Below are 21,504 nucleotides of genomic sequence, written 5' to 3'. Positions count from 1 at the left end.
TATATCATATCGAGCATATAGCTGACGGATATTTTTCCATCCGTCCCACATCTCATACGGGTCAGACTTCCCTCTTCTTATTCTTTCTCTGTTTTATAACTGCAAACTTCGCTGCATAGGCCGCGCCCAGTGCACACGGAAATACAAATGTTGCAAAACGGTATAGCAGTGCCATAGCTCCTGCTTTCGCACTTCCCACGATCGCACCAAACATTGCGATCATTACAAACTCACTGGAACCGATCCCGGCAGGCGTAGGAATAACTGCCGCCAGCATGACGGATACCGTCGTGATCGCCAGTGCCACATCCGGCGAAAATGCACCGCTCTTGTACAATACGATATACGGAATCATAAACCAGCAGGAAAACTTACAAAAGTTGATCAGCAGAACGCCAAGCAGCAGCTTCCAATGGCGCAGCAATTTCTTTGATTCCGTTTCCATGATATCACACTGTTCTTTGATTTTATCAAACTTTTCTGTAAATCGTCCTTTGTAATTCACCAGATCCATCAGCTTCTTTAAGATCTGATGAAACCATCCGGCACATACAAACAACAGTAAACATATCGTAATAATAACCGTAGCCACAAATCCAATTCCAATATATGCTTCATATTCCGCAAAGGTTTCATTTATATAATGGAAATGCAGCAGATACAGGATCACCGCCATAATTCCGATGCTTAATTTGTGCACTGCATATTCAATCATATACATACCAAATGCTTCTGATGTCTTCACTCCATACTCATTCAGGTAAACCAGAGCCGACACACCCGCTCCGCTTCCAAGTGTCGCCGTTCTGTAAAATGACACAAAATATGTCATTCCAAACGCCTGTCTGAATGTAAACGTCGGATTATACTGTCTGGCAAATAACATTGTGATCGTACTCTCAAACACACCATACAGCAATGTCGCCACAAGGATCAGCACGACGATCCAAGGGCTTGTCTTCACAAGCTGCTTTGCGATCGGTCCTGCCATATCCCGGAACACATATACGATCAGGCCAAGAAGCACCAGCACAAATGCCCATTTTATAATACTTTTCTGCGTTTCTGTTAATTTCTTCATACTCAACTTATTGCTCCGTATTTTTTATCTATTGTTACCCAACTTCCATATATGCAGCATCCTCAAAAAATCATTTTGCTCCATATTCATCCTCCAAATATTCATATACTCATATAATATACCATATCCACACGCTCACCGACAACATAAAAGGCTGTTTGTGATCAAAGCATTTGCATCTAAACTACTGTGCCATTTACGCCTGTGCCGCTGTGCCATATACCATGATAAAAACTCGTGTTAGTTTCTATTCCATGCATATGCCTGATTCGCTCATGCTCCTGTGCAAACTCGCCTTCGGCTCAAACATGCACCCGCATTCGCTGGCAATATGCATTTCATAACGAAACTGACACTAATGTTTTATACCATGGTACATGGCACAGCGACACAAACATAAACGACACAACAATATAGATGCAAATGCCTGTAACAACAAACACGCCCCACCACATTGCTGTATGGTGGAGCGTGTCTGCTTTGAGATAAATGATTTATTCTAAAAGGACTTATATATTCACATTCGTTTAAATTACATCTTAGCCAAAGAGCGGAGTTGAGTAATATCTGTCACCACTGTCCGGAAGGAGAACTACAATCGTCTTTCCTGCATTTTCAGGACGCTTTGCAAGTTCCTTTGCTGCTACGAAAGCTGCACCGGATGAGATACCAACGAGAATACCTTCTATACTTGCGATCTCTTTGCCGCCTTCAAATGCTGCATCATTGTCGATTGTGATGATCTCATCGTAGATTTTTGTATTTAATGTATCCGGTACAAATCCTGCACCGATACCCTGAATCTTATGAGCTCCTGCAGTTCCCTTTGAAAGAACCGGTGATGTAGCCGGCTCTACTGCTACAACCTTAACATCCGGATTCTGCTGCTTCAGATATTCACCGACACCTGTTACAGTTCCGCCTGTACCAACACCTGCTACAAAGATATCAACCTTTCCGTCTGTATCATTCCAGATCTCCGGTCCTGTTGTCTTTCTGTGTGCTTCCGGGTTTGCCGGATTTACGAACTGACCTGCAACGAAGCTGTCAGGGATCTCCTTAGAGAGCTCCTCAGCCTTTGCGATCGCGCCCTTCATACCCTTTGCACCTTCAGTCAGAACGATCTCTGCGCCGTATGCTTTGATGATATTTCTTCTTTCAACGCTCATGGTCTCCGGCATAACGATGATTGCCTTATAACCCTTTGCTGTAGCGATAGATGCAAGGCCGATACCTGTATTTCCGGATGTAGGCTCAATGATCGTAGCGCCCGGCTTTAATGTGCCCTTTCTCTCAGCATCTTCGATCATCTCTTTTGCGATTCTGTCTTTTACGCTTCCTGCCGGATTAAAATACTCTAACTTTGCAAGGATCTTTGCATTTAAGCCTTCCTTTTTCTCAATGTGATTGAACTCTACTAATGGTGTATTTCCGATTAACTCTGTTGCGTCTTTATAAATTTTACTCATAATTTTAATCTCCTATTCTGATTCTATTTTTTCGTTTTGCAGGTGACCGATGATCTTCGATCACCCATATTTTTTTATTGTTTTTATGTTCAATTATCTACTGTTTTTATTATTGATTATTCTGCGATTGCCTTAAATGCTTCATCCAGATCTTCGATAATATCGTCGATGTTCTCTGTTCCGATGGACAGACGAATTGTATTCGGCTTGATACCCTGATCTAATAGCTCAGCCTCGTTGCATTCTGAATGAGTGGTTGATGCCGGATGGATAGCAAGGGATTTTACATCTGCAACATTTGCAAGGAGCGAGAATAACTCAAGCTGATCGATAAATGCCTGTGCCTCTTTTGCTCCGCCCTTGATCTCAAATGTAAAGATTGATCCGCCGCCATTTGGGAAATATTTCTTATATAATGCCTGCTGTTCAGGATCCTCTGAGATGGATGGATGATTTACCTTCTCAACCAGTGGCTGATCTTTCAGATACTGTACAACCTTAAGTGCATTTTCAACATGACGTTCTACACGTAAGGATAATGTCTCAAGTCCCTGAAGGAAGATGAATGAATGTACCGGCGAGATAGTTGCGCCCATATCTCTTAACAGGATCGCTCTGATGTAAGTAACAAATGCAGCAGGTGCTGTATCCTTTGCAAAGCTTACTCCATGATAAGATACGTTCGGCTCTGTTAACCATGGGTATTTGTCACTGGATGTCCAGTCGAAATTACCACTGTCGATAATGACACCACCGATCGTTGTTCCGTGTCCACCGATGAACTTGGTAGCGGAATGTACAACGATATCTGCGCCGTACTCGATCGGGCGAACGAGATAAGGTGTTGCAAATGTATTATCTACGATCAATGGAATGTTATGTGCATGTGCGATCTTTGCGATTCTCTCGATATCTACAACCTCTGAGTTAGGATTTCCGAGTGTCTCAATCTCGATACCGGTTGTATTGTCCTGAATAGCAGCTTCGATTGCATCATAGTCAAATGGATCAACGAATGTTGTCTCGATTCCAAAATCCGGAAGTGTATGTGCAAGAAGGTTATATGTTCCACCGTAGATGTTCTTTGCTGCTACGATGTGGTCACCCTTATGTGCAACTGCCTGAAGTGCATATGTCAGAGCTGCTGCTCCCGAACCAACTGCAAGTGCTGCTACGCCACCCTCTAATGCTGCGATTCTCTTTTCGAAAATGTCTTCTGTAGGATTTGTAAGTCTTCCGTAAATGTTACCTGCATCTCTGAGGCCAAATCTGTCTGCCGCATGCTGGCTGTTATGGAATACATATGATGATGTAAGATAGATCGGAACTGCTCTTGCATCTGTTACAGGATCCGGTGTTTCCTGTCCTACGTGTAACTGTAATGTTTCAAATTTTAAATTTCTTTCGCTGTATGATTTCTTTGCCATAATTTTTAATCTCCTGTTCTTTTCTCCCGGCTGATGTACGTTTCCGTTTCCTCTATCATTATGTACTGCCGTTTTATTATCTGTCATTTTATTCTGTATTCGTTATTTGCTCCCTATGCCGGAGCTTATCATTTCGTCATTCATGGATATTCTTATCCGGGCTTACTCTAGCGACAACATCTGTAAATTCCGCCTGCTGATAACGCTTGTCTGGTAGTACACATTCGATTGTCTTCATTCAAATATTGTGGTTGATAATACTTGTTCAACATACCTTTTACCTCGTTTCCGCTTATTCCTATCAACAAACTATGATTTATCTTATGCATGTATATTACACCTCTATTCCTACTTTGTCAATAGGATAATGGAAATATTTTTATAGATTTTTCTTTTAAACTGGTGTATAATCAATTCATAGAAAATTAGTATGAATTATGATCGTGTAATTTGGAGGTGTATTACATTGAAAATATCAACAAAAGGAAGATATGCATTACGGCTTATGATCTATATAGCAGCCAACTCTAATGGTAAGCCGGTCAGCATAAAGGATGTAGCAAAAAACGAGGATATCTCTGATAAATATCTGGAACAGATCATTTCTATATTAAATTCCGGCGGACTTGTCCGAAGCGTCCGTGGTCCACAGGGTGGCTACCTGTTACGAAAAGCACCGGAAGACATTACAGTCGGTGCAGTTCTTCGTCTGACAGAAGGAACGCTTGCCCCTGTTGCCTGTGTCGAAGAGGATGCGCCTGAATGTGAGCGTGAATCCATATGCTCCACCTACAATCTGTGGAAGCAACTCTACAGTGCGATCTGCAGTGTTGTTGACACAACCACCATCGCAGACCTCTGCAACAGCCGACCGGAAGCTGGCGATGAATACTGCATTTAGCCTGATACTCCAAGCAGCTGAATTGCTTATGCTCTGACACTAACAAAACTAGCATAGATTTCTATTTAATGCATATGCCTTATCCGCTTATGCTCCTGTGCAAACTCGCCCTACGGGCTCACACATGCACCCGCATTCGCTGGCAATATGCATTATATAACGAAATCTATGCTATTGTTTTGTTAGTGCCAGAGTATAACCAATCCAGCCGTTTTGTAACATCATAGGAAACTCAGTCGACTGCACTATCGATTTTTAAACGATGGGCTGTCGTGCACTTAAAAGATATTCTTATCAATAAACGCGTGATCAGCCTTATCACTAGAATGAAACAAACTTAAAAAATCCCCCTTGGGGTACTAAACTGAATTGAGATTATCTGTTTGGAACAGATAATCTCAACACAATGTTATTTTATATTTGTGAATCTCATATTTGTATCTATAAAAAATCTACCCGGCTGTTCACTGTTGTTGAGCCGGTTCAGATCGATAATAGACAAAACATTCGTATAGGATTCGTCATGGCATGCATATTGCCAGCGAATGCGAGTGCATGTCTGAGCCCGTAGGGCGAGTTTGCACATAAGCATGAGCGAATCAGGCATATGCATGGAATAGAATACTATACGAGTTTTTCTATTGTCGATTCTGAGCCAGATTAACACGGTGAACAGCCGATTAGATTTTTATCCATAAATGTGAAATTCACACATTACTTCAACTTCATGTCAACCACAAGGTTATTTCCGGTGGCGGTGATGTTCGCATAGCTGCCAGAGATCAATGGCAGCATCGGTGCGATATGTCCAAGATCGGCATCCATAATAACCGGCACATTGTGGTGGGCGATAATATCCAGTACCGCATGATACTGGTCAAGCCCCATCATCTCCTGTCCATGCACCAGCGGGCGTCCGATCAGGAATCCCTTCACATATCGGAACCATCCCGCATGCTCCATCTGCCACATAGCGCGGCGGATCGCCATCACATTCAGATCACAGGCTTCTAAGAACCAGATGAAGCCATCCTCTTTATAGCGTTCCAGAAAATCCGTTGTTTTATCAAATTTCGTTCCAAGCAGATTCACCAGGCAGTCCATGCAGCCACCGATCAGTCTGCCTGCCATGAATACTTCATCGACAGCAATCGATCCATGCGTCGCATCTGTTTCATACAGATGAAGTTCTTTCTGTTCAGTGATATTATATGGTGCAAGCGGATGTTCTTCATCCTTCAGGGATTCCTTCTCATATCCACGATATCCCTGCAGGCTTTTCTTCTCACCACAAAGCAGTGCAAATGTATCTTCTATCGATGCATGCCACGGCTCCATGCCAAATGCTGCCGCACATGGACCATAAACAGAAGCTGTATCACAGATCGTTGTCAGCAGATAAGTCAGATTCGTATTATCCGAATATCCCACAAACCATTTCGGATCTGCTTTCTTTAAGCGTTCAAAATCAATATGATCAAGAGTCTCACACATCAACTCTCCACCGCCGCAGGATATCAGAACATCATTTTTCTTTGATGTGTACATTTCATTAATCTCCTGACCGCATTTCTCCGGCGTATTACTGATACCGATACCACAGCCTTCATAACAATTCGGACCAAGCTCCGTCTGATAGCCCTTAGCATGGAATGTATCAAGTGCATGACCAAATGCTGTCCGATATGGTTCTATATTACAACCAAAAGATGGCGCAACAAAGCCAATCGTTCCACCTTTTTCTAAAAATTTCGGATATCTCATTTTTCTCCTCCTTTTAGCCTCATAAACTGAAATTTATATAATTATTCCTCTAACTTTCCCCATTTTATAGGCTTTCCCGCCTGTCCATTAGTGAAATGATATGTAGTTTCCCTTATTTTTGCCCTTATGAGATAATCACAAGGGAAATAAGGGAAATTTTTTAGTCATTGCCTACCACTTTATCAAGAAGCCGAACCGATTTTCGTTTCGCATCTCTTGTGGAGTGAGCATAGACGTTCATTGTGGTACTGACATCTGAGTGTCCCAACAATTCCTGTACATCTTTTGGGGCTGCTCCATTTGCTAAAAGGTTGCTTGTATAGGTGTGACGTAACTGGTGGAAATGAAAGCCTTCAAATCCCTCTAATGTTTTTGCTACCTTTCTGCATACCGTTCCCAAAGTAGTCGGAAGTTCCAGACAGCCATCAGGTCTTAAGCAGACGAAAGAAATTTCTTTATAATCTGCCGGGACTTCCTCTGTTCTGTCTAAGCAATAATACTCGTAGTACACTCTGTTTTTCTCTTTGACCTCTTTGTAGTAGTTCGTGTGATAAAGTTCTCCGTACTGCATTCGATTCTTTAACTGCTCTTTCCGGGCATTACGGAAAATCTCTACCAGCGTATCTCCAAAATCAACAATCCTCACTTTTTTCCGCTTGGTTGGTCCGATGATATATTTGCGCTTTGAGCCATCATATCGGATGCTGCGTCTTATGGTAAGGCATTGTTCTTCCAGATTTACGTCCTGCCACGCCAAACCGCAGGCTTCTCCAATACGAAGCCCGGCATAATAGGCTATCTGGATTGGAAGTATTGCGGCTGGGTTCTTTTTTTGAAGATACGCAAGCAGTCTTTCATAATCTTTTCGTGAAATTGGTTGGATATTTCCGTCCATGTCCTCATCCGAAAACAAATCAACTTCGTCCGTCTGATACCGCAGTTTAATATACTGCATAGGATTGAACGTAATATACTGTTTTGGAAATACTGCAAAGCGGAATGATTGCTGCATGACTGCGGAAAAAGAATGGATGTAGTCTTTGCTGTAACCCTTTCTCTCTTTTCCATCGGGATGAACTCCCCCGAAGGAAAGCAAATCAAAGAAGGATTGCAAATGCTCAGAGGTTACATTTTTTAATTTCCGTTCTGCCAGCGGATGTTTCTTAATATTTCGGATTGTTCCGAGGTAATTCTCCACCGTACCATTGCTGAGCGTACCTGTTTTTAATTCCTCCTCTGCCCACACATCCAGAAGTTGTCCGACTGTGAGATTTTCCGCTTTGGCAACAAATTTCTTTTTCTCATAATCATCCATTGCCTGACGGAGCAGTTTTTCAGTTTCACTTTTGCTTTCTGTTCCAACGCATTCTTTCTGAACAAGATTGCCGCTTGCGTCCTCTACATAGAAGCGGTAGTACCATTTCTTTCCTTTTTTTCTTACAGATCCTTTTGCCATAATCGTATGTCTCCTTTCGATATTAGACAATCGGAACTGATGAAATGCTTCGTGCGTGTAAGTATATCATAACTCCGGTTGTCTTACTATACCGATTCGGAATCTTCGTATAAGACTTCTGATAAAAGATTTGCAAGCCTTTGTTCTGCTGTTTTTGGTTTCTTGGAATAGAGCCTTACAACGTCTGCCATCTCATTAAGAGCATTGATGGTAGGAGTGATTTCCCTTAAGAACATAATCTCATTATATTCCTCATTCGATTCAAACCCTATTGTTTTGGCAATATCCGTCTGACCATCATTCCCCTTGAAGTTTTTGCAGGCGAACTGGAAGGAATCCAAAAACAGACCATATTGTTTTAACATCAGCAGTAATAAATCTTTTGAAAAAGCATCTTCTTCTTTGGTAAGGGCAAGCGGTAACTGTTCCAGAATATCTCCCATCGCATCACGAATCTGTAATTCTCTCTTATCCGTAATATCGGTTTCATATTCGTCTGTTTCCCCTTTGAGCCATTCCACAGATACATGGAGTGCTTCCGAAAGACCTTCCAGCACCATTTTTTTCGTATTGTCAATCGAACCATTCTCATAACGCAGGATTGTAGAAGCGGTAACTCCCATCTTTTCTGCGACATAAGGCTGTGTCAGATTCAATTCCAGACGGCGCTGTTTTACTCTGCTGCCTATCAGCTTGCGTAGTTCTTTATCTTTCATGCTGACTTCCTCCTTTTTCGGTATGTATGAATTATAGCATTGTTTCTCCGTAATTGCAATACGCAATATAAAGTTTGTTTTTAACGTTTCGTAATGCTTGACAAGAAGATGCAGAAAGGATATACTTACATTACGAAAATTGCATAATGCAATTTATAAGGAGGTGATTATATGACGCAAAGAAAAATTGCATTATCCATCGAAGAAGCTGCCGACTATACGGGAATCGGCAGAAACACCTTAAGACAGCTTGTAGAATGGAAGAAACTTCCGGTATTAAAGGTTGGTCGCAAAGTCCTGATTAAAACCGATATTCTGGAAATGTTTATGGAAGCGAATGAAGGTCGTGATTTGAGGGATAGAGGAAATGTAAAAGCCGTAACAAGAACTGCGGCAAATTAAAAAGGCGGCTTCCAAAGAAACCGCCAAAGGTTCTATCAGACCGAAGCCATGATATACCTACACGCAAGAAGATTATACCATGTGCTTCTTCTGATACGCAACCAAGAACTTATGTTTGCAAGAGAAAGGAGAATGTAATAATGGCAAAATCAACAAAAAGTTATGAAGAACGAATGCTTGAAATGGAAAAGAAAGAGCAGGAAAGCCTTGAAAAGGCGAAAAGATATGCAGCACAGAAGAAAGAACTTCTGAAGCGAAAGAAAGCCGAAGAAAGTAAAAAACGAACCCATAGGCTCTGTCAGGTTGGCGGTGCGGTGGAATCCGTTCTCGGTGCGCCTATTGAGGAAGAAGACATCCCAAAGCTGATTGGTTTTCTGAAAAAGCAGGAAACCAACGGGAAATTTTTCTCAAAGGCAATGCAGAAAGAAACAAATACCGATATGGAGGAAGTGTAATGGCGGAGGGGATGAGGTTTTCATTCCCTTCATTGCTTTTTTATGAAGGGCGCACTTATGGACAACCAGAGGTCGTCCCAATAAGTTTGCCACAAGTGGCAACCGGTCTGCGCTCACGCTTGCCGGGCTCATTCCGTCGGCGGGGCTTTCAGCCAGACCTGCTCATGCCGCAGGAGGCACTCTTCGCCAGAGAGGCGCATTCCATGCAGGCTGCTATGCGCAGGGCACTCTTACGCAGAGGGCGTTCCGGCAATGCTGCTTTTTCTAAAACTGAAAGCAATGTTGCCGGAAATCTATGCCGGATACGTCAGAAAGGAGGAATCCAGACATGGCGATTTTTCATTACACAATCAAAATAGTCGGACGAAGTAAAGGGAAATCTGTTATCTCCGCTTCCGCATATCTCAATGGGGATGTGATGAAAAACGAGGAAACCGGGAGAATCAGTTATTACACTTCTAAAAAAGAAGTGGTCTACACCAGTCTTATGATGTGTGAAAACGTACCTCCTGAATGGCAGATAGTACCAGAAGAAAATATAAAACGCTTTCAAAAATCTGTCCGATACAAAAGATCAGAAGATAAAGAAGCTACTTTAGAAAAATTTAAAATCACATTTCAGAAACAAAGGTTATGGAATGAGGTATTGAAGATTGAAAAAAATGCAGATGCCCAACTTGGCAGGTCATTTGAATTTGCCCTTCCCAAAGAATGGAACAGACAGGAACAAATTCAATATACAACTGACTATATTCAAAAAACTTTTGTAGATAGAGGAATGTGTGCTGATTGGAGTATCCACGATAAAGGGGATGGCAACCCCCATGTTCATCTGCTTCTGACTATGCGTCCTTTTAACCCGGATCATTCTTGGGGAAAGAAAGAAGTCAAGGATTGGGATTTTGTCAGAGATAAAAACGGAAATATCGTGATTGATGAATCCCATCCGAACTGGTGGCAGGATAAGAAAAACCCTGACCGTCATGGAATCCGTATCCCTGTATTAGACGAAAACGGAATTCAGAAGATTGGTGCAAGAAACCGCCTGCAATGGAAACGGGTGCTGACCGATGCTACCGGATGGAACAATCCAAAAAATTGTGAACTGTGGCGGAGTGAGTGGGCAAAGGTGTGTAATGAACATCTTCCTTTGCATAATCAGGTCGATCACCGTTCTTATGAAAAACAGGGAAAACTCCAGATTCCTACCATCCATGAAGGCGCTGACGCAAGAAAGATTGAACAAAAGTTTCTTGCCGGGCAGGAAATAAAAGGTTCGTGGAAAGTAGCGGAAAATCAAATCATAAAACAACAAAACACGTTATTGCAAAAGATACTGGACACCTTTGGAAAAGTATCGGGTGCATTATCATTATGGAAGGAGCGATTAAATGACATTAGAAGAAAGCCGGGAAATTATACCCTTAATGGAATCCATGATTGGGCAAATCGAAGAACAGCAGACCTTAATGGCAGAAATGATTCTGGAAATGCAGAATCGAGACACCCAACTCTCTCTTATGCAGGAACAGAATCAGAAATTGCAAAAATTAAACAGCGAGTTATCCGAGCTGCTCAACATTTTGCCAAATACCGAGGAACTGCTTTCCAAGATGGAAGAACAGAAAACGAAGATAGAACTTTTGGAAAACGAAAATCAGCAATGGCAGAAATTGGTACAGAAGCTGAACAGCGAAAACAGTTTATTACTGAAACAGAACACCGAATTGCTGAACTGGAACAGCAGATAGAGAAAGGACGTGATATAGATGAACGAATCCAGAGAATCAAAGAACGCCGAACAGTTGGAAGAACTTCTCCTCTTGACCGAGGAGATACAAGAAGAACTGGAACAGAAAGACCAGCTTATCGTGGAACTAAAGACGCAGCTCAACGAATCTCTAACCTTGAACGAGAAATTAAACAAAGAGAACAGAGCCGGGAATATTCAAGCATTAAAGAACGACTTGAAGCTAGCAGACAGAGCATTGCGGAACGAGAAAGAGAAGCTGCGAAGCGCAAACGTCACGATAGGGGAATGTCAAGATAAAATACGATGCTTAACACAACAACGGGATTATGCCCGGACACATCAGAAAATCGTAGAGATACCGGTAGAAAAGCCGGTACTCTATAAAAAATGCGAAGCCTGTGACCGGACAGCCTATCAGAATGCAAAAGCAAGATACGAAACACAAAAAGAGCAACTTGCAGGACAATATAAAGCAAAAACGGTAATGTTCCAAACAACCTTGTTCCTTCTTGCATGGTATTCGCTGACAACCACTCTTTTTCAGGCAGTACAGTCAGATGTGTTCCTTTCCGATTGCAAATCATTCTTCCATGATGCAGCATCATTCATACAAACTTTTATCGGTTGGACGATTGATGCCGGGCAATCTGTGGCACAAATCAGCACAAAAATTCCAAATGAGATTATAGCCGGAATCATATATTGGTTATTGATGATATTGGTTGTTGGAATATGTGTGGCAGGGACAGGGATACTGGCAATACTGATAGAAATAAAGGTTATAGAATTATATAAGAAAAACTGTTGGGATGTTATTACCCTACTGATGATACTGACAAGTGCGGCTGTCATCATTTATTTTGGAGAAGTAATTAAAAAAGCATTATCAATAAATCTGTTGTTCTTTTGGTTAATTTTACAAGGAATATATCTTACAATTCGACGCTATATAAGTCAAGATACTGATTGACTAGATACAAAATATTTGATAAAATATAAATAGAAATACAGCAGATCAAAGGAGGTAAAACTTATGAGAGCAAAGAAAGTGATTGTAGGGGTAGCTATTAGTGCAATGTTAATTTCTTCATCAATTCCAGTAATGGCATTTTCTGTTACAAACGGGAATAAGACATTTGATAAAAAGTGGGAATTGAGCACTACATCTGATGGCGGAAAAGGTGTTTTGACTTATGGTTATAATACTCTTGCTATTAATGAAGATTATGCACACGCATATCATTCAACTAAAGATCATTACGCATATGTCAAGAATGGAAATGGTTCTTTTTCGGGTTCAAATGTTGGTAAAGGTAATTGGTCTAAAATTGAGGTTGCTCATAAAGGAAATAGTATTACCTACGGTAATAGCTACTAAACAAAGGTTCGGGATAATGGCTGAGTGGTTGGAATTCCAACCACTCTTTTTTGTGGAGTGTATATAAATGAAGAAAAAAATAAAATATATAGGAATTGTTTTGGTTATTTTGTTCTGTTGCTATAATTTATTTTGGTACTTCGGGAGTTATAAACCATATAACGAATTTCAGAAAGACTTCCCTGAAATAGAAGAATCTGGAGTAAAAATTTACACAGATAAAGATGGATTCCAGTATAGTGTGTCTGTCCCTGATTATTTGCTTTGGAATGGAAATCTTGCGATAGCTGAGTCAGATGTTCGATATGCACTAATTATTTGGATAAAACCATTTCACCAAGGAATAAGTCAAGGCGTGCTATTTAATGACTATAAGGATTTGAATACTCAAATTATGTTGTCAAGTAGCAAAAAAGCTGAAGATCAAGAAGATCAATGGATTGTTGATGAAAATAGCACAATATTGACTACGATATTTGAAAAAGCAAATAAAGTATGGAATCTGGGGTTGAAATAAATGAAAGCAATTAAAAACTTATGTTTGTTTTGTTTCCTGATTTTTGGAATACTTATGCAATCTGAAATATTTCAAGATCAGCTTTGGAACTTTTCTACAGCATATTTTACGTCATCACGCTATGAAGTTGCTAGTGAAGATATGTCGCAGTTTCTGAAAGATGTATCAGAAACTGCAACGGAGAATGATGTACATATTTTTTCTCAGTACAATGAAATCAATAATAAATACCTTTCAACACTTCATATTTATGGCGATGATAAAGTAATCAGACAAACATTAAAAAATACTGCAAACATAGAAGAATCAGAATATACCGCTTTAGTTTCCGGAATTACGAAAGTAAAATTTCATAATCTCTCAGAATTGCAAAGTACCTCTGTGGGTTATGAAAACTTTATCTCATACATAGGAAATGAGGACAATATTATCTCTGCATATCAGAAATTATCAGAAAAATATAGCTTAACTTATCCAGAATATTGGAATTCTACGGAAAAGGACATGATTTTTATTATATGGGGTATGATTATTGCATTGATGATTGTTCTAAATGTAATTGAAGTGGTTAGGCGAAAAAAAGAGGTTGTTGTACGAGTTTCCTTAGGAGAAAGTGCTGGTTTCATAGCATTTAAGGCTGCTTTATTCGATGTAACTTTTGACATTGCATTATTTATTGTTGCAAAAATATTGCTGTCAAATTATATATCGGGAGCATATGAGAATAGACTCGTCACAATTTTATATTCCATTGGAATTATTCTTTCCACTATTCCATATTGTTCTTTTTGCTTTTTTGATATTAGAAAGGCATTCGCAAATGCAACACACAAAAGAGGAGTGGATTTTTTAATTTATTCGTTAAAATTTATAGCAGGGGTAGCCGCTGTTTTTACAATTACCACTAATATTAGTAGTATTCATAATAACCTATTTACAAATGAACATTTGTTAGAAGAATATTATGATGCAAATTATTTTACCGTAAAGACTACTGATTTTAATGCTGAAAAAGAAGAAGCTTTTTGGAATAAACTATACAAGAATGAATATAACACATTAAAGCCTGTAATATGCTTGAATATTTTAAATGATAAAAATGATGTGATATATGTAAATAATCATGCAAAAGATATGTTACAAGGTTTTACGAAGCAGATAAATGCAGTAGAGAATGAATCTTCTGATTTGATTATTTTCATTCCAAAGAATAGATATTTTGCTAAAAACAAGCAATTAGCCTATGACTCCTTGAGCCATGTTTTAAATCATGATAATTTACAACAATTAAATATTCAGTACATAGAGTATAGCGAAACAGAATACTTTTCCTATTTAGATACAAGTAGAATAAATGGTATCGAAAAAAGCAAAAATCCGATAATTATTTATCAGGCAAACAAAGATTTAGCAGTCAATGGTGGGTATCTTGAAAGCTATAAAGCAGGAGCAGTTTTATTTCAATGTGATGAAAAACAGCTAAGAAATATCAGCAAAAAGTATGAAGATATGCTTGGAAATTATCAGCTAGTAATTACAAACGTACATGAACAGTATTTATATAATCACACATTTTTAATAAAACTCGTGGGATTTTTAAGTTCTCTTTGTACGATTGTATTGCTTTTAAATATTATGATTATTGTTACAGTAAGTAGACTAGAGTTCCGAGAAAATGCAATGAAAATTTCCTTGATGAAAATCTTTGGATATAGTTTATTTGAACGGCACAAAACACTTCTTAAAATGATTGTAGTGGAAAATTTTGTGATATTAGTAGGTATGCTTATCTATTCTTTATTATCGGTACAGACTGAAGTAGGAATTAGCATTCTTGTTAGTTCATTTATGGCACTAATAGAATTTACAATTATTTTCTTTAATATCACAATTGTTGAAAAAACAAACATACCGAAATCATTAAAAGGAGGTTGCTTATGATAACAATTGAAAATCTATGCAAAGCATATAATGATAAAATTTTGTTCAAAAATTTTCATTTGGAAATTCCAGATAGCCGTTTTTTGGTAATTAGTGGCGAAAGTGGATGCGGAAAAAGTACTTTACTTAATATGATTGGAGGTATTGAAACTCCTGACAAAGGTTCTATTATTGTGAATGGTTTTGATGTGGCAAAAAAAGGAAAAAAGCAGAAATATTTCAAAGAAGTTGTTGGATTTTTATTTCAAAATTTTGCCCTTTTGGAAAACAAAACAGTAAAAGAAAATCTAGAAATAATAAAAAAATCAGGTAGAACGGATATTTCAATAAATGAAGCTCTTGAAAAGGTTGGTTTACAGAAAGTAATTAACAAAAAAGTCTATCAATTATCTGGTGGCGAACAGCAGAGAGTTGCGTTAGCTCGTTTAATGCTAAAGAAATGTTCGATTGTATTAGCAGACGAACCAACTGGTTCCTTAGACAAAAAAAATAGTGAGATTGTTATGAATATATTGCATGAGTTAAGTGAACAGGGAAAAACAGTTATTGTTGTAACTCATAGTGAAGAAATTGTAGCACAAGAAAAGCATGTTCTATATTTATAATTACCCATAATAGAAGAATATGTTCTTTCGGGAGACACCTCCTCTAAGAACATATTCTTTTGGTTAAAATTGATTATAAAGATACTTTTATTTCAGTATATTCGCTATATTGATGGGATATATATTTGCATATTATTTATATGGATAAGGATTATAACTCTAGTGAGTCTTCTGCATCTACCCACATCTGTAAATTACCCTCAAGATATAATCTTGCATATTCCAAAGGCTCATCCACAGCCAATGAAGTAAGCGCACATTCTGATCCGTATGTGGTTTTTAGATTTTTTTCAGCTTTCCAGCAATCAATGCGAAGCATATATCCGGCACTTGTGTAAACATCAATACTATCGTGATTTATGTTGTATTCTGCATAAATTGTTCTCATCGTATCTTATCTCCATTTTCTTTTAATAATCAGTTATAGAGTTAAATATCGAAAACATTTCAATCAGTTCACCATGTCGTTATTGTTATACTGTGTTATGAAATTTTCTTTCCCTTATTTTTTCCCATATTAAGGTTCATGAAAACCAATGTGAGAATATAACACAAGGGAAAGAGTAAGGGAAAGCTCACTTGCTACAAACTTAGTATTTTCAAGGGTTTGCGAAGAATTTGATAATTAAATATAACAGTTATTAAATTTCCTAAAATATGTGAAATATCAACTGGAATTTAGCGATTTCTTTTTCCGGTATTCTCTGTCCCACGGATTTCCTCATGATAGAAATAATCTACGATCACCGGATGCCCCTGCGGGACTCTGCCATAAGGCATTTCATTATCCACAAAGGCACAATCATACTTCTTAGCCATTTTCTCAGCTTTTACTTCAAGTGCTTCAAAGTAGCTGCGGTTATGCTTGTTATAGATCTCGTCGTAAAGTGGTACAAGATCAGGATATTTTCCGGCGATATAATCCATAATTGTCTTTTTGAAACCGCCTCGAAGATTGAGATTTTCGAGCCAGAACAGATCGCACTGATTCTTTACCCGCTCAAAGATTGCTTCAAAATCCGTGATACCGGGGAATACCGGGGATACGAAACAGACTGTACGGATACCTGCCTCATATACCTGCTTCATAGCAGCAATACGGTGCTCAATGCTCGAAGCAGAATCCATATCGTTCTTGAAATTTTCATCTAGTGTGTTGATCGACCATGAAACGGTTACACGTCCAAGCTTCTTCAACAGATCAATATCCCGTACCACAAGATCCGACTTTGTGCAGATCAGAATATCTGCGTCACTGCGGATCAGCTGCTCCAGAAGTTTTCTGGTATTCCCGAATTGCTCCTCCTGTGGATTGTAGCCATCTGTCACAGAACCGATGACCACCCGCTGTCCGGCATATTTCTTCGGATTTTTAATTTCCGGCCAATGCTTCACATCAAGGAAAGTGCCCCATTCCTCCTTGTGCCCGGTAAAGCGCTTCATAAAAGAAGCATAGCAATACTTGCAGGCATGTGTACAGCCCACATAGGGATTGACCGAGTAACCGCCTACCGGCAGACTAGACTTAGTCATGATGTTTTTTGTTTCCACCTCATGAATGAGGATTCCATTCATTACTTCTTCCATGATTTCTGTACCTCTAACACTTTATTAAATTCTTCCGGCATTTCCTGAATCATATTTTCATCCCCTATGATAGGGACAAGGTCTTCCTTCATAAACACCGGAATGCCGAGCTTATGTGCCTGGTCCGTCAGAGACCATGCCCATTCCGGCTCCGTATGAATCTTCCTGCTCTGAGCTCCGGTCATGGTGCCGACAACGATCCAATTGATTCCGGAAAGGTCAACTGTGCCGGGATCATCGAATAACGGCTCAAAGGTAACATGGTAATGTTTTGCTCTGACGTTTTTCCGAAGGGCGTCGATACGCCACAGTTCTGCTTTCCTCGTCACCGTAACGCCAAACCATGCGTTTTCCAGATCGGTATCAAAATCCAGCGAATCAGGTCGCTTGGTAAGGAACAGGAACTGATGCTGCGGATTTTCACGGATCTTTACAAATACCTCGTCTCTCCATTCCGGCTTCCATCCGGAGAGATCGCTCATGCCGGTAAGAAGAAAGTTCTGCGGACGTTTCTTTTCCATCATCTTAAGCTTACCCGGAAAGAATTCAGGGTCAGCGAAGTCATCAATCATATGCCAGCGTTTCACGTTGTTGCGGGCATAGCAATATGCACACCCCACTGTGCAGCCAATGACGATATTCATGTTCTGAATCTGATCTTTGATACAAATACTCATGACTTCTGCCACTCCTCAAGATTCTTTCTGATGCGGTCGAGGCATTCCTCAAACCAGGTAATTTCTTCCTCTGAAAAATCTTTGTAGTAAATACTGCCCATCTCATCAGATACAGAATCGTACTCACCCTTTAAGGCATGCGCTTTCTCAGTCAGAAACAGGAGTGTTTTCCTTTTGTCCGTTTCAGACTGAACACGGCTTATCAGCCCTTGATTTTCCATTCTTTCCAGCATCGTAGTAAGAGATGTTATCGCTAATCCGCATTTAGTCGAGAGTGACCTGATTGAGATACCATCCTCCTGCCACAGTACATAAAGAATACGCCCCTGGGCTCCATTAAACGCATCAATATTCTTTTCACTGAGAATCTTCTCGAAAATCCGGTCTCCAAGCTGTTTTATTTTGGTGACAAGAAATCCTCCATTCATTTCCATACAAAAGCTCCTATATAGTAGTTTACCAAAAACATACTATATAGGAGCTTTATTGTCAACAGTTTATATGTCCTAATAGGTAAATTCCGTTTTTTCAATTCTCCAAACTGGAATTGTTCAAGCTTTTCAAATACTAACGTCCTTAATTCTGTTCAATAATTGATTTATAGTAGTTACCAAAGTCAGCAAGTGAATTAACAATTGGAAGCATTTTTGTTCCGAGTTCCGTTAAGCCGTATTCAACTCTCGGTGGCTGCTCATGGTAATCGTGGCGATATGCCAGCCCATCACTCATCATTTGTCTTAAACTATCTGTCAAAACCTTTTGTGAAATACCATCTATCCCCAAAAATTATTTGTTGTCACAGCAATTCCTAAAGGTATTATTGCAATCCCCAATAACTCAATCTTAATTCCTTTCATCGCAAATACCTTCGTTACAAACTTGAATTTACCTTCCGCTCATATAAAATATATCAATAGCTTTACTTGCAAACTCTGCTGTGCCAACTCCTCCAACATCATCAATATTTTCCGTAAGTTCTCCTCCACCGGCATACATTCTTCCAAGACCGCATAAAATCTTATCAGAACATGTATAAAAATGATCTGTAATGTAATCCTGAAGTTTCCTTACCTGCAACTGCACCTGTTCATCTTCTGGGTCCATTTCTTTCATTTGTCCGAATTCAACAAATAATTGCATAAACTCATTTGCAACAGTAGCTTCATCGTCTTTCGTCCAGTTCTTTGTTTTCTCTTCAAACTCCTTATACTCAGAGGTTTGTCTTATACCGAAACATCATTACCCCATCTGCTCCTATACCCATCCTTTCTCCTTCTGAATTATTGATGCTCCGTTTACAATTTACTGATTTTCATTATATATCGGCATGATTACTTTAATTCTGAACCTTGGTTGGATGATTTGACGTTTACCATAAGTATAGGTAAATCTTTTTTACTAATAAAACAAGGTGGATCATCGAAATCCGACATGCTTTTTTCAAGCATCCTTCTCTGATCCACCTAGCATTTGTGTTTTATATAAAAAATATTAATACTTGAAATCTTCAAAGAAAAAGCGATATGCCACTTTTTTTGTACCATCAAAATTAATCAGTTCAATTTTTATATATTCGTCAGTACATTCAATATCATAATTTTTAGCTGACAGCTTCTCCCCTTGATTGCTAATTCTTGTTTTAAAGGAGATCATATGGACCTTATTAATGTGGTCAAAAATAGAGATTTCAACCTGAGTGTCACCATCAAATATTGTATCACCTATTTCTTCACCAACAATCACGTAATCTCCGGCATTAATACTCTCTCTAAACCATTCTTTTGTTGAATAATTAAAAAAATAATGAATTGCAGTATATGAGCCAGTAATCAATACCAAAACTATTAAAACAATAATAATACTTACATAAGCCTTTTTATTCACTTTTTCTCCTCTCTAATACAAATTCAGCAAATGCATCTCGTGCTGCCTTGGATTCTTGTATTTCTTTATGTCTTTGTCTTTTCGCCACCCCTTCCGGCACAATTTCATTATACACAAATAACAATGTTACAAAATCATATACGACTCTATATTTCAAATTCTTAGCTCTAGTCGATGAAGGAATATTTTTTATCCGTTTCACATATTCCGTTATCTCCGCATCTGGTTGTTGTGTAGCTGGTAATTCTTCAAACAACTTATTGATTAAACAATTACTATGCACCGAAGCATTTCTTATATCACGCACGCTACCCATTCAGCGTATATATCCCGTTTCGATTTTCTAAAGACCGCTTCATAATCCCCGCTCTGTATAATGTTCAAAACAGCATTCCAACCATAGGTTGTTTCTATGTACTCAATATAGGTATGTGCATATGTATACCCACGGCAATTTTAAAATGTCAACGGATTATTAGAACATGTTTCTTTATAGCTTTCTTTGCAAATATACCATATCCACCAATTGTATTCCATCTTCGTATATTGGATAATCGTAATTTTCTGTAAAAAAATGGGGAATGATACGCGAACGGACAAAACCACATTTTTCATAAAATGGTATTGTAAGTGGGCTATCTCCTGTTCCTACTTGCAGAATAGCATATTGTTCTCCGTATTTCTCAACAATAAAATCAATCAGGGCTTTTGCATATCCTTTCCCTTGATATTCCGGAGCAGTCGCAATATTTTTTATTTCAAGCACTCCATTTCCTTCATTGGTAACGACGCACTCGCATTTAATCCCATTATCATCTAACACATACATTCTGCCTTTATTAAGATAGCGATCTATCATATTTTCCTGCTCATCTGCCAATAAGAGCAACTCAAGATATTGTTTTTTACTTTCTGTGATTTCTATAATTTTCATCTTTTATCCTCATAAACGGGAAGTTATCAATCTGTTTCATCTTTTTTATATATTACGCCGTCCCATGCATAATATCCCGCGATATATTCATAATCAGGATATTCTTCTATCTCATATAATTTTCTCCCACTGTCAGATGTACAAATTACCACATTTGATATTTTATAATTTTCCAGTTTCGATGTTTGAGAATATCTTACTCCATTAAGATATATATAATCTCCTTTTTCAATTGCCTCATTTTTATAACTTTTATTGTGTGCAAAATAATATCGACCACAAATAAAAATAACAACAATTGTAAGTAAAATAATAATTAATGCTATTGATTTCTTTTTTTCTACCATCATTCTCATTAGCTTTCTCTTAACATTTCATAAAATTCCGATTTTCTCAATTCTCCAAACTGGAATTTGACGCTCTATTAATGCTATTAAACCCAATCAATAGCATTCTTTACAAGTTTGACAAATGGTTCACAGGTCAGATTTTGGGTAGTGTGTGCAGGAACGATACAGCAGATTTTTCCCTTGCCATAGGTGTGAATCCATACAGCA

General features: G+C 38.8%; 25 protein-coding genes and 1 pseudogene. 10 read left to right on the top strand and 16 right to left on the bottom strand.

The window, feature by feature from the left end; all coding sequences use genetic code 11:
• Window positions 1-61: 61 nt before the first annotated feature.
• The 3 genes from GT641_RS10055 to GT641_RS10045 form a co-directional block, all read right to left on the bottom strand.
• Window positions 62-1,081, bottom strand: a complete 1,020-nt coding sequence (locus GT641_RS10055; protein ID WP_161117437.1) for a lysylphosphatidylglycerol synthase transmembrane domain-containing protein — start codon at window positions 1,079-1,081, stop codon at window positions 62-64.
• A 539-nt stretch (window positions 1,082-1,620) separates the two neighbouring features.
• The gene (cysK, locus tag GT641_RS10050) at window positions 1,621-2,550 is read right to left on the bottom strand and encodes a cysteine synthase A (protein WP_021944777.1); all 930 of its coding nucleotides are present in this window, start codon (window positions 2,548-2,550) and stop codon (window positions 1,621-1,623) included.
• A gap of 116 nt (window positions 2,551-2,666) precedes the next feature.
• Window positions 2,667-3,977 carry an O-acetylhomoserine aminocarboxypropyltransferase/cysteine synthase family protein gene (locus GT641_RS10045; protein ID WP_021944776.1) on the bottom strand — a complete coding sequence of 437 codons (1,311 nt, stop codon included), beginning with the start codon at window positions 3,975-3,977 and terminating at the stop codon, window positions 2,667-2,669.
• 466 nt (window positions 3,978-4,443) lie between these two features.
• Here GT641_RS10045 and GT641_RS10040 point away from each other — a divergent pair, with 466 nt between their 5' ends.
• Window positions 4,444-4,878 carry an Rrf2 family transcriptional regulator gene (locus GT641_RS10040; protein WP_021944774.1) on the top strand — a complete coding sequence of 145 codons (435 nt, stop codon included), beginning with the start codon at window positions 4,444-4,446 and terminating at the stop codon, window positions 4,876-4,878.
• Between the two features lie 714 nt (window positions 4,879-5,592).
• Here the strand turns inward: GT641_RS10040 and GT641_RS10035 are convergent.
• The 3 genes from GT641_RS10035 to GT641_RS10025 form a co-directional block, all read right to left on the bottom strand.
• Window positions 5,593-6,642 carry a S66 peptidase family protein gene (locus GT641_RS10035; protein WP_161117436.1) on the bottom strand — a complete coding sequence of 350 codons (1,050 nt, stop codon included), beginning with the start codon at window positions 6,640-6,642 and terminating at the stop codon, window positions 5,593-5,595.
• A 160-nt stretch (window positions 6,643-6,802) separates the two neighbouring features.
• On the bottom strand, window positions 6,803-8,098 hold the full coding sequence (locus tag GT641_RS10030) for a tyrosine-type recombinase/integrase (RefSeq protein ID WP_015520149.1): 1,296 nt from the start codon (window positions 8,096-8,098) through the stop codon (window positions 6,803-6,805).
• 86 nt (window positions 8,099-8,184) lie between these two features.
• Window positions 8,185-8,814, bottom strand: a complete 630-nt coding sequence (locus tag GT641_RS10025; RefSeq protein WP_161117435.1) for a helix-turn-helix transcriptional regulator — start codon at window positions 8,812-8,814, stop codon at window positions 8,185-8,187.
• Between the two features lie 171 nt (window positions 8,815-8,985).
• Between GT641_RS10025 and GT641_RS10020 the strand changes: the two genes are divergently transcribed.
• From GT641_RS10020 to GT641_RS09980, 9 genes are all read left to right on the top strand, one after another.
• The gene (locus GT641_RS10020) at window positions 8,986-9,216 is read left to right on the top strand and encodes a helix-turn-helix domain-containing protein (RefSeq protein WP_004843519.1); all 231 of its coding nucleotides are present in this window, start codon (window positions 8,986-8,988) and stop codon (window positions 9,214-9,216) included.
• A 140-nt stretch (window positions 9,217-9,356) separates the two neighbouring features.
• A complete protein-coding gene (locus GT641_RS10015; RefSeq protein ID WP_161117434.1) occupies window positions 9,357-9,671 on the top strand; it encodes a relaxasome subunit MobC in 315 nt (104 codons plus the stop codon).
• On the top strand, window positions 9,671-10,030 hold the full coding sequence (locus tag GT641_RS13380) for a hypothetical protein (RefSeq protein ID WP_161117433.1): 360 nt from the start codon (window positions 9,671-9,673) through the stop codon (window positions 10,028-10,030). The genes GT641_RS10015 and GT641_RS13380 overlap by 1 nt, the downstream gene beginning before the upstream one ends.
• Complete coding sequence (locus GT641_RS10005) at window positions 10,000-11,721, top strand: MobA/MobL family protein (RefSeq protein ID WP_161117432.1); 1,722 nt, start codon at window positions 10,000-10,002, stop codon at window positions 11,719-11,721. The genes GT641_RS13380 and GT641_RS10005 overlap by 31 nt, the downstream gene beginning before the upstream one ends.
• Window positions 11,660-12,394 (top strand): DUF6040 family protein, encoded by a 735-nt coding sequence (locus GT641_RS10000; RefSeq protein WP_161117431.1) that lies wholly within the window; start codon window positions 11,660-11,662, stop codon window positions 12,392-12,394. Before GT641_RS10005 ends, GT641_RS10000 begins: the two co-directional genes overlap by 62 nt.
• A 63-nt stretch (window positions 12,395-12,457) precedes the next feature.
• A complete protein-coding gene (locus tag GT641_RS09995) occupies window positions 12,458-12,802 on the top strand; it encodes a hypothetical protein (RefSeq protein WP_005608346.1) in 345 nt (114 codons plus the stop codon).
• A 67-nt stretch (window positions 12,803-12,869) separates the two neighbouring features.
• Window positions 12,870-13,319 carry a hypothetical protein gene (locus tag GT641_RS09990; protein ID WP_004843525.1) on the top strand — a complete coding sequence of 150 codons (450 nt, stop codon included), beginning with the start codon at window positions 12,870-12,872 and terminating at the stop codon, window positions 13,317-13,319.
• The gene (locus GT641_RS09985) at window positions 13,320-15,260 is read left to right on the top strand and encodes a DUF1430 domain-containing protein (protein WP_005608344.1); all 1,941 of its coding nucleotides are present in this window, start codon (window positions 13,320-13,322) and stop codon (window positions 15,258-15,260) included.
• Window positions 15,257-15,865: an ATP-binding cassette domain-containing protein gene (locus GT641_RS09980; RefSeq protein WP_005608342.1), complete on the top strand. Its 609-nt coding sequence runs from the start codon at window positions 15,257-15,259 to the stop codon at window positions 15,863-15,865. The genes GT641_RS09985 and GT641_RS09980 overlap by 4 nt, the downstream gene beginning before the upstream one ends.
• 151 nt (window positions 15,866-16,016) lie before the next feature.
• Here the strand turns inward: GT641_RS09980 and GT641_RS09975 are convergent, their stop codons facing one another.
• The 10 genes and pseudogenes from GT641_RS09975 to GT641_RS09930 all read right to left on the bottom strand — a co-directional run bounded on the left by GT641_RS09975 (window position 16,017) and on the right by GT641_RS09930 (window position 21,303).
• Complete coding sequence (locus tag GT641_RS09975; protein ID WP_004843528.1) at window positions 16,017-16,253, bottom strand: DUF6061 family protein; 237 nt, start codon at window positions 16,251-16,253, stop codon at window positions 16,017-16,019.
• 290 nt (window positions 16,254-16,543) lie between these two features.
• Window positions 16,544-17,452, bottom strand: coding sequence for a radical SAM mobile pair protein B (locus GT641_RS09970; RefSeq protein WP_161117430.1), 909 nt, complete (start codon window positions 17,450-17,452; stop codon window positions 16,544-16,546).
• Window positions 17,440-18,129, bottom strand: a complete 690-nt coding sequence (locus GT641_RS09965; RefSeq protein WP_117525228.1) for a radical SAM mobile pair protein A — start codon at window positions 18,127-18,129, stop codon at window positions 17,440-17,442. Before GT641_RS09965 ends, GT641_RS09970 begins: the two co-directional genes overlap by 13 nt.
• Complete coding sequence (locus GT641_RS09960) at window positions 18,126-18,563, bottom strand: radical SAM mobile pair system MarR family transcriptional regulator (RefSeq protein ID WP_004612404.1); 438 nt, start codon at window positions 18,561-18,563, stop codon at window positions 18,126-18,128. Before GT641_RS09960 ends, GT641_RS09965 begins: the two co-directional genes overlap by 4 nt.
• A 142-nt stretch (window positions 18,564-18,705) precedes the next feature.
• A pseudogene (locus GT641_RS09955) lies at window positions 18,706-18,986 on the bottom strand (helix-turn-helix domain-containing protein).
• A 28-nt stretch (window positions 18,987-19,014) separates the two neighbouring features.
• A complete protein-coding gene (locus tag GT641_RS09950; protein WP_084770625.1) occupies window positions 19,015-19,356 on the bottom strand; it encodes a TipAS antibiotic-recognition domain-containing protein in 342 nt (113 codons plus the stop codon).
• A 264-nt stretch (window positions 19,357-19,620) separates the two neighbouring features.
• Window positions 19,621-20,013, bottom strand: coding sequence for a hypothetical protein (locus GT641_RS09945; RefSeq protein ID WP_008400168.1), 393 nt, complete (start codon window positions 20,011-20,013; stop codon window positions 19,621-19,623).
• The gene (locus tag GT641_RS09940) at window positions 20,006-20,329 is read right to left on the bottom strand and encodes a hypothetical protein (RefSeq protein WP_008400170.1); all 324 of its coding nucleotides are present in this window, start codon (window positions 20,327-20,329) and stop codon (window positions 20,006-20,008) included. The genes GT641_RS09945 and GT641_RS09940 overlap by 8 nt, the downstream gene beginning before the upstream one ends.
• Window positions 20,330-20,503: 174 nt before the next feature.
• Entirely contained in the window at window positions 20,504-20,947 is a 444-nt protein-coding gene (locus GT641_RS09935) for a GNAT family N-acetyltransferase (RefSeq protein ID WP_161117429.1), read from the bottom strand.
• A gap of 26 nt (window positions 20,948-20,973) precedes the next feature.
• A complete protein-coding gene (locus GT641_RS09930) occupies window positions 20,974-21,303 on the bottom strand; it encodes a hypothetical protein (protein WP_008400173.1) in 330 nt (109 codons plus the stop codon).
• Window positions 21,304-21,504: the final 201 nt, after the last annotated feature.

Source organism: Clostridium sp. BIOML-A1, from assembly GCF_009874105.1.
GTDB lineage: Bacteria > Bacillota > Clostridia > Lachnospirales > Lachnospiraceae > Coprococcus.
The sequence above is the reverse complement of the archived record's forward strand: the minus strand, read 5'-3'. Positions and strand labels throughout refer to the sequence as shown.